A 13,910-nucleotide genomic window follows, 5' to 3' on the forward strand; every position below is an offset into this window, starting at 1 on the left:
TAGAAAAAATGAAAGCACTGTCTAAGCGTCATATTATTTTAACAGGACTCGTTGCCCTCAGTAGTAGCTGGGTACAAGCAGCTCAAGTCAATCTGTATACCACGCGCGAACCTGTTTTGATTCAACCGCTCTTACAAGAATTTAGCGAAAAAACGGGCGTTAAGGTGAATACTGTTTTCATCAAAGACGGCTTGCTTGAACGTGTCAAAGCTGAGGGTCGTCGCTCACCTGCTGATGTCATGCTCACAGTTGATTTTGGAAATTTAGTCGATATCGTTGAAAGTGGTTTAACTCAACGCGTTAATTCAAAAGTCTTAGATAGCTCCATTCCGGGGAATTTACGCGCGGCAAATGGGCACTGGTATGCCCTATCTATGCGTGCACGTGCCGTATATGCCTCAAAAGATCGCACCCCACTCAGCGCAATCAACTATGAAGATCTGGCTGATCCCAAATGGAAAGGTAAAATTTGTATTCGCTCAGGCAACCATCCATATAACACCAGTTTAATTGCTGCCTACATCACTCACCACGGCGAAAAAGCCACTGAACAATGGTTACGTGGGGTCAAAGCCAATTTGGCACGTCCAGCAAGCGGTGGTGACCGTGATGTTGCACGAGACATTCTCGGTAAGATCTGTGATATCGGTGTTGCCAACACGTATTATGTCGGCACAATGCGTACTGGCGATGCCGAGCAACAACGTTGGGGCAATGCCATTAATGTGGTATTACCGCGTTTTAAAAATGGCGGAACGCATGTCAACGTTTCAGGTGCAGTCGTAGCAAAACATGCTCCAAACCGTAAAGAAGCGGTTCAACTACTTGAGTTTCTAGCATCTGATCATGCCCAAGCGATTTATGCACAAAGTGGTTTTGAATACCCAGTTAAACCTGGCGTTAAAATTGATCCGATTATTGCCAGCTTTGGTAAACTCGATGTGGATAAAATTCGACTCAGTGATATTGCACGTCACCGTAAAACAGCCAATCTTTTAGTCGATAAAGTTCAATTTAATCACTAAATCTTGTCCGACTGACAGGTGACAAATGACTTGTTGCCTGTTTAGAAAAACAGTTGAACTTTCCTCCCTTTCAGCATACTCATACCTCAATGATGAAAAAGAAATATACCTTTAATTTATTATTTTCACTCAGTGGGTTATTGACGCTGCTGGCCTGTTTACCTGTATTGGCATTAATCGTAACGGCGTTACAAGGTAATAGTGATATTTGGGAACACCTGATTCGTTATGTGCTTCCACCGACACTGATCGATACCACGTTATTGCTCTTTGGGGTCGGTATACTCACCATTATCATTGGAACAGGCAGCGCATGGTTAGTGACTGCTTACCAATTTCGGGGTCGAGCCTTTTTAGACTGGGCGCTATTACTCCCCCTCGCAGTACCGACCTATATTATTGCGTATAGCTATATTGATATCTTACATCCGATTGGACCATTACAAAGTGTATTCGCAAGTTGGTTTGGCTGGGAAGCACAGCCATCGTGGTTTCCCAACATTCGCTCCGTCTGGGGATGTATTTTTTTATTAAGTTTTGTGCTGTATCCCTATGTCTATTTAAGTACTCGCGCCATGTTCTTGATGCAATCCGCTAGCCTGATTGAAGTGGCGCGTAGTTTGGGATTAAAACCAAATCAAGTGTTTTTACGTGTCGCCATTCCACTGGCACGACCTGCGATTGCTGTCGGTGCAAGTTTAGCCTTAATGGAAACCATTAATGATATTGGCGCAACTGAGTTCCTAGGCGTTAAAACACTAACATTATCCATCTACTCAACATGGACCAACCAATCTGATTTGGCGAGTGCCGCTCAAATTGCGATCTTTATGTTAATGATCATTACCCTATTGGTGATCATCGAAAGACTGGGACGACGTAAACAACGTTATATGAACTCAGCCCAGCGCAGCCGACTGATGCCAGCACAAGCAGTCACAGGAGGTAAAGCGCTGTTATTTCTCGGACTTGGATTGATTCCGATCTGTATTGGCTTTCTAATTCCAATCAGTCATTTATTGGTTGAATCTTATAAACGCTTTCAGTACGCGGGTTTCTCAGATTATTTACTGCAAGCCTCAATAAACACACTGAGTTTGGCAAGCCTAGCGACCTTGATCACGATTTTTATTGGTTTCTTGATCGTCAGTGCTGCTCGCTTTAGTCAGAACACGTGGTTTAGTCGCATATCCAGCTTGGGTTATGCGATTCCAGGTACAGTGCTTGCCATTGGGTTGATGCTGTCTTTAGGAAAGATCGACCATGCTGTCGCTGACTTTCTTGAATTTAAACTTGGGATTAACACAGGATTATTGTTTTTAGGCACGACTTTTACCCTCATCTATGCCTACTGTGTCCGTTTCCTCGCGATCGCAATTGGCGGAATCGAATCTGGTTATAATCGTATTCACGGGGTCTTTGATGACGCAGCGCAGAACTTAGGCCAGAATAGGTTTGGCATGCTATGGCGGGTTCACTTGCCTCTGTTACGACCTGCGATCATTTCAGCAGCATTATTGATCTTTGTGGACTGTATGAAAGAATTACCTGCCACCCTATTGCTTAGACCACTCAATATGGAAACCCTTGCCACCCAACTCTATGCTGAAGCCTCTAGAGGCACTTATGAGGATGGTGCGATTGCTGCCTTACTGATTGTGTTGGTGGGACTGATTCCAGTGATTTTACTGGCACGTATGGGCAAAAACATTCAACAACATAAATAAAAAGACTGCGCCATTCAACAAAAAAAGACTTCTGATTGAGAAGTCTTTTTTAATGCTAGCAAAACAAAACAATATCTAGATTAGTAAATCGCCATATGATTACGATGGATCATTTCCAGTGAACGTGCCTCACCCAAGAGCTGATGCACTTTATCAGAACTCAGCCCTTTAACCATATCCGCTGAACGGGAGCTAAAATTAACCCGCCCAACAGCGATGCGCTGCCCTTTTTGATCGACACATTCGACCACGTCACCACGATCAAAATGCCCCTCAATCGCTTTGACGCCGACAGGTAATAAACTACGATGTTTGAGTTTGATTGCTTCCACAGCACCATCATCAATCACCAAACGCCCTGCGGTTTGCAAATGTGCAGCCAACCATTTTTTGTTTGCAGTGACACGATCATTATCAGTGGTGAACAAAGTACCTAGCATTTCGCCAGCCATCAAACGCGCAAGTACACCCTCACTTTCACCACTGGCAATCAATGTTGGACAACCTGAACGTGCAGCTAATCGTGCCGCACGAACCTTGGTCAGCATACCACCACGACCAAAAACACCACCACCACCTGCCATTTCAAACAAACTGTCATCCAATGCACGTACAGCAGAAAACAGCTTCGCATTTGGATTACTGCGCGGATCAGAGTCGAACATCCCTTGCTGATCGGTCAAAATAATCAATAACTCAGCCTGTACCTGACCAGCAACCATTGCCGCCAAAGTATCATTATCACCAAAACGAATTTCGTCTGTTGATACTGTGTCATTTTCATTAATCACGGGAATTACGCGCCAATCAATCAAATTTTGCAACGCATCACAAGAATTGAGATAACGGCGACGATCCGCGAGATCATCATGGGTGAGTAAAACTTGTGCTGTTTTTATTCCATGCTGGTCCAATACGCTTGACCATGTATGAATCAAGCCCATTTGACCAATGGCAGCACAGGCTTGCAAACTGGGAAGATCAGTGGGTCGACTCGCAAATTTCATGCGTACCATCCCTTCTGCAACTGCACCAGACGACACGAGTATAATTTCATGTCCAGCATTGTGTAGATCTGCAATTTGTTTCGCCCAATGCGAAATTGCATTTAAATCTAAACCTTGCCCATTTGCAGTGAGTAAAGATGATCCGATTTTAACAACGATTCGTTTACACGTATTAAGCTGACGTTGCACATCGACCACTTCTATCATTTTTTCCTCAATTTTACTTTCCCCTGAGATGCGACTAACGCATCTCAATCAGAGGGAATCAAAGGGGGTTCATCAAAACTTAGTCACGAATATAGACGCTTTCTACATCGCCATCGTCTTCATCATCAAAGTCGTCTTCATCATCGTTCAGATCAGCTTCACGCTGAGCCTTACGCATTGCACGATAAGCCTCTTTCGCGGCGATGGTTTGTTCACGTGTCTCAGCTTCAAGCTGCTCACGGAATGCCTTGATCTCTGCTGCATACTCTGGATCTTCAACTTCGCGTTCACGTTGTTGTTCGATTTGATCCATGAGGTAATAAACGACTTCTTTAGTACCTTCAGCAAGTAAGCCAGAAGTTTTGAACACTGGTCCTGTCCACTGCAATTCATCAAGGATATGCTGACACCACTCTTCTCTTGAATCTTCAGCAATTTGATCAAGCTTGTTCAGTACAAGAACAACTGGAAGTTTAGCTAGGGTTGGAGAGAATTTCTCTAACTCAGCCGCAATGACTTTGGCATTATGCGCTGGATCAGAACCATCAATCGGCTCCACATCCACGATATGTAGCAGAATACGAGTACGCGCCAAATGTTTAAGGAAACGAATCCCTAGACCAGCACCTTCTGCTGCACCTTCGATCAATCCTGGAATATCAGCCATGACAAATGAACGATGACGATCTGCATCCACCACACCGAGGTTCGGCACCATCGTGGTAAATGGATAATCGGCAACCTTTGGCTTTGCTGCACTGACAGCACGAATGAGCGTTGATTTACCCGCATTCGGCATACCCAACAAGCCCACATCCGCGAGTACTTTTAATTCTAAACGTACTTCACGATATTCACCTTTAATCCCTGTGGTACTTTTACGTGGTGCGCGGTTGGTTGATGATTTAAAGTGGGTATTACCGAGACCACCATCACCACCTTGAGCAACTTTGACGCGCTGACCATCGGCCACTAAGTCACCAATAATGTCACCAGATTCGATATCAACAATCGTGGTACCGACTGGAACTTTTAAAATAACGTCATCGCCGCCACGTCCTGAACAGTTCGCGCCAGAACCATTTTTACCACGTTCTGCACGATAGCGACGCGTATAACGGAAGTCTACAAGTGTACTGGTATCGTCGTCGGCTTGGATATAAATACTTCCACCACGTCCCCCATCTCCCCCATCTGGGCCACCAAAAGGGACAAATTTTTCACGGCGAAAACTAGCTACGCCATTGCCACCGTCGCCAGCCTCTACGGTTATGACTGCTTCATCAACAAAGCGCATGTGCCAATCCTCTAAATTCTGTAAAACGGGATATTTTGCCACATTTTCATAAATTTCTCGAATGTTAAAATCAGCAAATGTGCTTTAGGCAGCAAAAAAGTGTGATTTCATTCTTTTAAGGTCTCACATTCTTCAATGGCAGGTCCATTTGCATCTCTAAATTTGCTTTTGTCTCTTGCACCGAGTTAAACATGGTGGCATTGAACGATGAAATCTCATTCATATTGATTGTATCGTTGATATAAAAACTCGGATTAAATTGATGTTTAATCGGTAAATTGATTGATTCATCAAAAGCAAAATGAACAGGTCCATCAAATACAATTTTTACCGGTACGGTATACGCACGCTTCAACTGAAATGGAATGTCCAACTTTACCGGAATATTTAATTTTAAAGGAAATTGAGGCAAAAGCTTTTTCTGATAAATGAGATCTGTTGTGGTCTCGATTGGCATCATCTGATCGACTTTAAGTGTGGTCTCATAATCAATATTTACCGTAATCGGTGTTTCTACTTCAAAACTTAGATCTGCTAAGTATTTACCCTGCAAAGGTAACTGCAAAGTACGATCCATCATCAACGTGCTCTTCAACTCACCCTCAGATTTGACCTGTAGATGATCCCCAACCTGAATCTTGGTCGAGAGTGACTCAGGCAAGCGAATGTCTGCTTGCTGTGCAGACACCATCACTGAGGCTTGAATATTAAGATAGAACCAAAACAAGATCGCAACCAAAGTGGTTAAAATGACAAAACTGATCAGCACACTTTTAAATGATTTAAGCATCAGCATCACTCACCCACTTTCTCATCTTTTTTATTTAGATTTGCATCGACAGACTGAGATTGCACACGATCCAAATACATACTCGACAGTGGAATTTTTAGTTCACCCTGTGCAATTTTGACAGGCAGAGTATTCTTGACATCAACAGAGGCATTTAATTCTGAGGTAATCGGTACATTCAATTTACCTTGAATTGGAATATTGGCATTGAGTTGTGTTTGCAATGGAATATTTAAATTCTCTTTTAAAACTGTTTTGACAGGTGCATCAAATTTTAAATGTACTTTCTGCTGTAGGGGCACTTGGATATCAATCGGCACATCCAGTTGCAAAGGAATAGAGCCTTTTAAAGGCAATGTGACGTCTTTGCCTAAGATTTTGACCTGTACCGTTGTATCTATCGGTAAATTTTGATTGACCTTAATGACCTCTTGAACTGGAATCATGGTACTAATCGGAACCAAGCTATCAAAATAAACGCGAGGTGTGAGCGTCTGAGTTAAAGCAACATTTAATTGTTCATTAATCGGAATTTGCGCATCGACACGACCATTGACCTCTACATCCAAAGCATCTTTTACTTTTACCCGAACCTGTAAAGGCTCTTGCAAATCAATCGCAACTTGCTGATCTTTCAATGGAATATTGATATTAAAGTGTTTAAACACCCACATCGCGATATAGACGCCACACAAGTTGGCAATAACAATCAAAGCAAAAACTGCAAATATACGTTTAAACTGCAACAATGAAGTATTCCTAACGAATCGATTCCCTTTCTCATTATTCTCAACGATTTTTGTGTTTTAATCTGCTTGTATTCTGTACAGTCAATAAAAAACCCAGTCGAAACTGGGTTTTTATCTTTATCTAAAAGATAAATTATGCATTTGTTTCAGCAGGAATTTTTGTATAGTTTACGCCACACATTTGCTCTGCGATACGTAATACTTGGCAGCTATAACCCACTTCGTTATCGTACCAAACATAAGCCGTTAAACGAGTACCTGAAGTGATTGTTGCTTGAGCATCAAACACACCCGCAGTACGTGAACCGATAAAGTCGCTTGATACCACTTCACTTGAGTTGGTATAACCAATTTGACCTTGTAAGCTAGAGTTAATCGAGATTTGACGAATGTATTCGTTCACTTCTTCACGATCAATTTCTTTCTCTAAATTCAAGTTCAAGATTGCAAGCGATACGTTTGGTGTAGGTACACGAACAGAGTTACCTGTTAACTTACCTTTAAGACCTGGTAATGCTTTCGCAACTGCTTTCGCAGCACCAGTCTCAGTGATCACCATGTTCAACGTTGCAGCACGACCACGACGATCAGCTTTGTGATAGTTATCAATCAAGTTCTGGTCATTTGTGAATGAGTGAACTGTTTCAACATGACCATTTAATACTTTGTATTTGTCATCTAAAACTTTTAATACTGGTGTAATTGCGTTGGTCGTACAGCTTGCAGCCGAGATGATTTTGTCTTCATCTAGAATATCAGTATTGTTTACACCAAATACGACGTTTTTCATTTCGCCTTTACTCGGCGCAGTCAATACAACACGTGCAACGCCTGGGCATTTCAAATGTTGGCTAAGACCTTCAGCATCACGCCATTTACCAGTATTGTCGATTAAAAGTGCATTGTTGATGCCATAAGCAGTGTAGTCAACTTCGCTTGGGCTTGATGCATAAATCACTTTGATGAAGTTACCATTGGCAATGATTGCTTCATTTTCTTCATCAACAGAGATCGTCCCTGCAAAAGTACCGTGAATAGAGTCACGGCGTAATAATGAAGCACGTTTTGCGAGGTCACCATCAGATGATTTACGCACAACGATTGCTTTAAGGCTTAAACCACGGCCTAAACCTGATTGGCTGATAATTAAACGCGCTAGGATACGACCAATACGACCAAAACCATAAAGCACGACATCTTTCGGTTGTTCAGAAGTCGCTTTACCTTCGATTGATGCCACAGCTTTTGCAACAAAAGCGTCTACATCACCACCTTCATTTTTATATTCAACCGCAAGTTTACCGATATCGACTTCAGCAGAACCAATGTTTTCAACTTTCATTAACGCTTCCAAGATTGGGAAGGTATTTACCACTGAAAGCTCAACATCAAGCATACGTGTACGACGATGTGATTTTAAAATCTGGATTACTGAACGGTTGATTAAAGAACGACCGTAAACAGAAACAACAATATTCTTCTCACGATATAATTGACCAATCAATGCAATCATATGTTCCGCGATTTCTTCACGGTTTTTCCAACGGCCTTGATGTTCTGCGTGTAGGGCAACAATAGTGTCTTTGCTCACAGTTACGTCCTCTAATTTAATATCTATACTGGGCGTGAATTTTAAAAACGCCTAATTGTAATAGAATTATCATCAAGATTGAATCAAAAGCTGCTTAACTTGTTGAGATTTTGTCGCAATTAACCATAAATTCATAAAATACCTATAATTATTTTTGTGATTTTAGGTAAAAATCTTTTTCAATCATCACAATAGAAACGATTTGTTTTCTTAACTGCAATATTGCCAATAGGTTGCTTGCCTAAAGACTATGGTTGTATTCCCATATTTCTATCCAGTTAGTCATCACCCAAACGTTTTGGGTACTGCTTTAAATTCAGCTCCAAATGTTGCTTTCGTCGCCTCTGCTGAAACACATGTATAGTCCCTTCAATCACTAAAACCAGTACAGCCAACCAAATTGGAATATAGGTGAACCATTCTTCTGCGCCTATTTTCTCTCCCAATGCCAGCGCAACAAGTGCTAAAAGTACAGGTTCTAAATAGCCCAATAAACCAAAAATAATCAGTGGCAGATAACGGCTTGCTAAAATATAGCTTCCCAAACCAATTGCGCTTAAGAAACCCAGCCCGATGACGACGGCAATAAGACTTGGATACTCGAAGAACTTCAAATATGGAGTATCCCCAGTTTGAATAAAGAAAATCGCAACAGGAAGGATCAACAATAAATCCCACCAAAAACCGCCTAAATTATCCGTTTGAATTTTTTTACGAATCACAAAATACGCTGTATAGCCAATAGCGACTAAAGCGGTTTCCCAAGCAATGCTGCCTAAGCGCCAAAACTCATGTCCCACACCAAACATCGCCAAAGCCACTGCGACATATTGCAGCTTTGATAGCTTTTCACCGTACAACACACTTCCTGCCAAAACTAAAATCAGCGGCAATAGGAAATAACCCAATGAAACTTGCAAACCGCGACCATGCATTGGTCCCCATAAGAACAACCACAATTGCACAGAGGTAAGCACAGACGTCGTCATTAAGAGCAATAATAAACTTGGCTTGGCTAGAATTCGTTTGAAAATTGTTTTGATATGCGTCAAATCACCACTTGACCACATAAATAAGGTTAAAAATGGCAAAGTCGCGATGATACGCCAACCAAAAGTTTGTTCGCTATCAAATGCACCTAACAGTTGAGTATAAAAATATAGAACACCAAAAGTTACGGAGGCCAAAACTGAATAAACAATACCTTTAAACATTTTGACCTCATATCTATGCCAGAAAAACAATCTCTAGCCAATGCGTGATTTATCCACTATATAGACATAAAAAAACCATGCAAGCATGGTTTTCATTGCGTATATCTCTTATTTAACGATATTCAGGAAAAATCACATCACTAATATCATAGCCAACCGTTTTGGCATAATTTAGATATTCATGGATCGTTTCTTGATTGAGTGTTGGTGTCCGCGACAGTATCCATAAATGCTTACGGCGTGGCTCACCCACCAACACCGTTTGATATTCACTATCCAATTTTAAAATCCAGTAATCCCCACGACCAACGGGGATCCAACGCACACCTTCTGGTAAAAAGCTGACACGCAATTTGCTGTTAAATGGCGCATTTGCAATAAAGGCTTCGCCTAAACTTTGCTGTAAATTTCCATCGATATCGTAGCATTTATTATCCACCACGATATTGCCATTTTCATTCACCGTATATGTGGCTGAAATGTTATAAGCACACTTACGCTCAAAGAATATGGGTTTACGTGCCACCTCATACCAAATACCCAAATACTTATCCAATTCTACTTTTTCAACAGTAGGCAAAGGCTTTGACTGAGCATAAGCAAATGTTCCGATCGCCAAACCTGTGAGGACCACGCCACCAACTGCAATCTTTGCTAAACGCCAACTCGATTTTGGGAAAGTTTTAATCAATGGCATGATAAATCCTCAAAAACAGAAATTTGTTATAAATAGTCATATAGTTAGCTTATTAAGCTAGCCTATTTTATAAACAAAAACTGTTGAGAAATGTATCACTCCTGAGAATTTTTCTCCTCAATTATGATTGCAACATATATGCTTTTAAACGCACAATTTCATCACGCAGCCTAGCTGCCTGCTCAAACTGTAACTCTTTAGAGGCTTTCAACATTTCCTTTTCAAGTTTACCAATATGCTTCGCAAACAATTTTGGATCAGACAAAAGATGTTGTTCATCAGCACTCATGGCTTGAGCTTGATCGAGCACTTTGTCATCGATCTGATCATCGCTTAACACCTCACCTGAATCAATTTCTTTAATTGTTTGGCGAACGGTACTGCGTGGCGTAATACCATGCAATTGGTTAAATTCAACTTGTTTGGCGCGACGTCGATCCGTTTCATCAATGGCTTTTCGCATCGAATCAGTAATACGATCCGCATATAAAATGGCCTTCCCTTTCACATTACGTGCCGCACGCCCAATGGTTTGAATCAATGATCGTTCTGAACGCAAGAAACCTTCTTTATCGGCATCTAAAATCGCCACCAAAGAAACTTCTGGCATGTCTAAACCTTCACGGAGCAAGTTAATCCCGATCAGAACATCGTGCACCCCTGTTCTTAGATCATGGATAATTTTAACGCGTTCAACCGTATCAATGTCCGAGTGTAAATACGCAACTTTCACGCCATATTCTTTTAAATAGGAGGTTAAGTCTTCGGCCATACGTTTGGTCAAAGTCGTCACAAGCACACGCTCATTCAAGTGCTTACGAATATTAATCTCTGATAGAACATCATCAACTTGGGTCAATACTGGACGCACTTCAATTTCAGGATCAATCAAACCCGTTGGACGTACCACCTGCTCTACGATCTGTTCAGATTTTTCCATTTCATATCGTGCAGGGGTTGCACTGACATAAACGGTTGTCGGTACAATTCGTTCCCATTCTTCAAATTTCATTGGACGATTATCCAATGCACTTGGTAATCGGAAACCATAATTCACCAAGTTTTCTTTACGTGAACGATCGCCTTTGTACATTGCGCCAATTTGTGGAACTGTGACATGTGATTCATCAATAATCAGCAAAGCATCTTCTGGAATATAATCAAATAATGTCGGGGGGGCTTCACCTGATGGGCGTCCTGACAAATGACGTGAATAGTTTTCAATGCCATTGGTATAGCCTAATTGCTGCATCATTTCCAAGTCATAACGAGTACGTTGCTCGATCCGTTGCGCTTCAAGCAATTTGTCATGCTCACGGAAAAACTTAAGCTGATCCTGCAACTCATCTTTGATGGTGTCAATCGCACGGGTTAAATGGTCTTTTGGTGTGACATAATGGCTTTTTGGGTAAATGGTAACTCGTGGGACTTTACGTACCAGTTTTCCAGTCAAAGGATCAAACCAACGAATCGAATCGACTTCATCATCAAACAATTCAACGCGAATCGCATCCTGATCTGATTCCGCAGGGAAAATATCAATGATTTCGCCACGAATACGATAAGTACCACGTAAAAACTCCAGTTCATTACGGGTATATTGCATTTCAACTAAACGACGAATGATGTCATCACGACCGATCCGATCGCCTTGTACGATATGTAACAACATCTGCATATACGCATTTGGATCACCCAAACCATAAATAGCAGAAACAGATGCCACGATAATCGCATCTCGACGTTCTAATAATGCGCGTGTTGCCGAGAGACGCATTTGGTCGATATGATCATTAATTGCCGAATCTTTTTCAATAAAAGTATCTGATGACGGCACATACGCTTCGGGTTGATAGTAATCGTAATAACTCACGAAATACTCGACCGCATTGTTCGGGAAAAATGATTTGAACTCACCATACAGTTGAGCTGCAAGTGTTTTGTTATGTGCCATGACGATGGTTGGACGTTGGGTTTGGGCAATGACATTTGCCATCGTATAGGTCTTACCTGAACCCGTCACACCAAGTAGCAACTGATTACGAAAACCTTGTTCAATTCCACTGACCAATTTTTCAATCGCCTGTGGTTGATCGCCCGCAGGTTGATAACTCGTCACTAACTCGAAAGGTTGGTTTTCGTTCACAAACTCATTCCCACACTAAAACTTGATTCCTATTTATGGGGCAAAACCCAATCAATTTAAAGTCTTTCATAGATGATTTATGAAATCTTTTGTGTGATTGAATTTCGTATATTTCACTTGACCATCTATACAATCAGTTGCAACATGAACCCATACACAATTTTAATGATAAAAATATGCCATACCAATACCACGATGAAAGCATTGTTACCGAACTGCCTGAAGATACCGTTTTTGTATTTGGTAGCAACCTTGCAGGTCAACATGACAGCGGCGCAGCGCGTGTTGCAGCACAACACTTTGCGGCGGTGAAAGGTGTTGGACGTGGCTGGGCTGGTCAGAGTTTTGCTATTCCCACATTGAATGAACACATTCAGCAGATGCCACTTTCACAAATTGAACATTATGTTGATGATTTTAAAATCTACGCAGAAAATCATCCCAAAATGAAATATTTTTTAACCGCATTGGGATGTGGAATTGCAGGTTATAAAGTGTCGGAAATTGCACCTTTATTTAAGGGCATTCACTCAAACGTCATTTTTCCTGAATCATTCCGTCCATATATTGAAGAAGATGCTGTTTCACAATTTCCAGACTTAACAGCAGATACAGTACATGCCTTTATCACCGATGATGTCATTTTCTATTTCAATCACGGCTATGAATCCTTTACAGAAGCCTTAGATAAAACCCAATTATCACCTGCTGAAAAAGCCATTGCATTAATCGTACTAAATGAAGAACTCTATCCACGCGATCGTTATGGACGCGGACGTGAACATGAAATTAATGATATTTTGGGCAAGCTAAATGGAAAAATTTTCCATTTTCAAGATAACACCGAAGGCGCGATGATCTTTGTCAGTGTGATTATTGCCCTGATGGAACTTTATGACATCGATGAACAAGACTTTATCAAACTTTGGCGTGACGAGATTACCATTCAACATCCAATCAATCGTCACAAATAAACCAACTTCAACGACATGCGGATCAAGCCCAAACCGTTACTGTATAAAACCTTAAATCAGCAACAAAAAAGGATACCTTTATTGAAGGTATCCTTTTAGGGTTTCTCTAGCGCTTACCCATCGAACGACGAGTACCACGCGGTGGCATCCAAGTTCGATCTGCATATTGTTCAGGCTTTGGACGGACCTGATTATGCACAGCATCATCAGAGTCATCTTGTGCCGAAGGCATCGGGAAAGGTAATTTGACCAAAGCTTTTTTGGCTTTTGGTTGTTGATCACTCATTGAAATTCTCTCGAAATCTAAATTTCTGCCCACTATTGTAATAGATTTTTGTGAGGATGATAAAAATAAAATATGAAAAAAATGAGAACCAAACCAATACTTACAATTTGGTAACTTTTTATACGATTAAGGCAGGTTTCAACCACAATCATTTCTATTTAAGCTAAGATAACATGCTTTTTTATTTTTAATCCCATAAG

General features: G+C 41.2%; 12 protein-coding genes. 3 read left to right on the forward strand and 9 right to left on the reverse strand.

Annotated elements, in window-relative coordinates; genetic code table 11:
• Window positions 1–8 precede the first annotated feature (8 nt).
• Both MMP72_RS05480 and MMP72_RS05485 read left to right on the forward strand, forming a co-directional pair.
• On the forward strand, window positions 9–1,025 hold the full coding sequence (locus tag MMP72_RS05480; protein WP_241315301.1) for an extracellular solute-binding protein: 1,017 nt from the start codon (window positions 9–11) through the stop codon (window positions 1,023–1,025).
• 89 nt (window positions 1,026–1,114) lie between these two features.
• Complete coding sequence (locus MMP72_RS05485) at window positions 1,115–2,752, forward strand: iron ABC transporter permease (protein ID WP_241315303.1); 1,638 nt, start codon at window positions 1,115–1,117, stop codon at window positions 2,750–2,752.
• A gap of 80 nt (window positions 2,753–2,832) precedes the next feature.
• Here the strand turns inward: MMP72_RS05485 and proB are convergent, their stop codons facing one another.
• The 8 genes from proB to uvrB form a co-directional block, all read right to left on the reverse strand.
• The gene (gene proB, locus MMP72_RS05490) at window positions 2,833–3,966 is read right to left on the reverse strand and encodes a glutamate 5-kinase (protein ID WP_241315305.1); all 1,134 of its coding nucleotides are present in this window, start codon (window positions 3,964–3,966) and stop codon (window positions 2,833–2,835) included.
• A gap of 79 nt (window positions 3,967–4,045) precedes the next feature.
• Window positions 4,046–5,263, reverse strand: a complete 1,218-nt coding sequence (gene cgtA / locus MMP72_RS05495) for an Obg family GTPase CgtA (protein WP_241315307.1) — start codon at window positions 5,261–5,263, stop codon at window positions 4,046–4,048.
• Between the two features lie 115 nt (window positions 5,264–5,378).
• Complete coding sequence (locus tag MMP72_RS05500; RefSeq protein WP_241315309.1) at window positions 5,379–6,059, reverse strand: hypothetical protein; 681 nt, start codon at window positions 6,057–6,059, stop codon at window positions 5,379–5,381.
• Window positions 6,059–6,802 (reverse strand): MFS transporter, encoded by a 744-nt coding sequence (locus tag MMP72_RS05505; RefSeq protein ID WP_241315311.1) that lies wholly within the window; start codon window positions 6,800–6,802, stop codon window positions 6,059–6,061. Before MMP72_RS05505 ends, MMP72_RS05500 begins: the two co-directional genes overlap by 1 nt.
• 133 nt (window positions 6,803–6,935) lie before the next feature.
• A complete protein-coding gene (locus MMP72_RS05510) occupies window positions 6,936–8,393 on the reverse strand; it encodes a glyceraldehyde-3-phosphate dehydrogenase (protein WP_241315313.1) in 1,458 nt (485 codons plus the stop codon).
• A gap of 278 nt (window positions 8,394–8,671) precedes the next feature.
• The gene (gene rarD, locus MMP72_RS05515) at window positions 8,672–9,607 is read right to left on the reverse strand and encodes an EamA family transporter RarD (protein WP_241315315.1); all 936 of its coding nucleotides are present in this window, start codon (window positions 9,605–9,607) and stop codon (window positions 8,672–8,674) included.
• A 112-nt stretch (window positions 9,608–9,719) separates the two neighbouring features.
• Window positions 9,720–10,304: a lipocalin family protein gene (locus tag MMP72_RS05520; protein ID WP_241315317.1), complete on the reverse strand. Its 585-nt coding sequence runs from the start codon at window positions 10,302–10,304 to the stop codon at window positions 9,720–9,722.
• A gap of 121 nt (window positions 10,305–10,425) precedes the next feature.
• Window positions 10,426–12,450, reverse strand: coding sequence for an excinuclease ABC subunit UvrB (gene uvrB, locus MMP72_RS05525; protein ID WP_241315319.1), 2,025 nt, complete (start codon window positions 12,448–12,450; stop codon window positions 10,426–10,428).
• Between the two features lie 176 nt (window positions 12,451–12,626).
• On the opposite strand from uvrB, the gene MMP72_RS05530 reads away from it, so the two are divergent.
• Window positions 12,627–13,424, forward strand: coding sequence for a hypothetical protein (locus tag MMP72_RS05530; RefSeq protein WP_241315321.1), 798 nt, complete (start codon window positions 12,627–12,629; stop codon window positions 13,422–13,424).
• A 106-nt stretch (window positions 13,425–13,530) separates the two neighbouring features.
• Here MMP72_RS05530 and MMP72_RS05535 read toward each other — a convergent pair whose 3' ends face one another.
• On the reverse strand, window positions 13,531–13,710 hold the full coding sequence (locus MMP72_RS05535; protein ID WP_130161147.1) for a hypothetical protein: 180 nt from the start codon (window positions 13,708–13,710) through the stop codon (window positions 13,531–13,533).
• Window positions 13,711–13,910 lie beyond the last annotated feature (200 nt).

This window comes from Acinetobacter sp. NIPH 2699, assembly GCF_022549355.1.
GTDB lineage: Bacteria > Pseudomonadota > Gammaproteobacteria > Pseudomonadales > Moraxellaceae > Acinetobacter.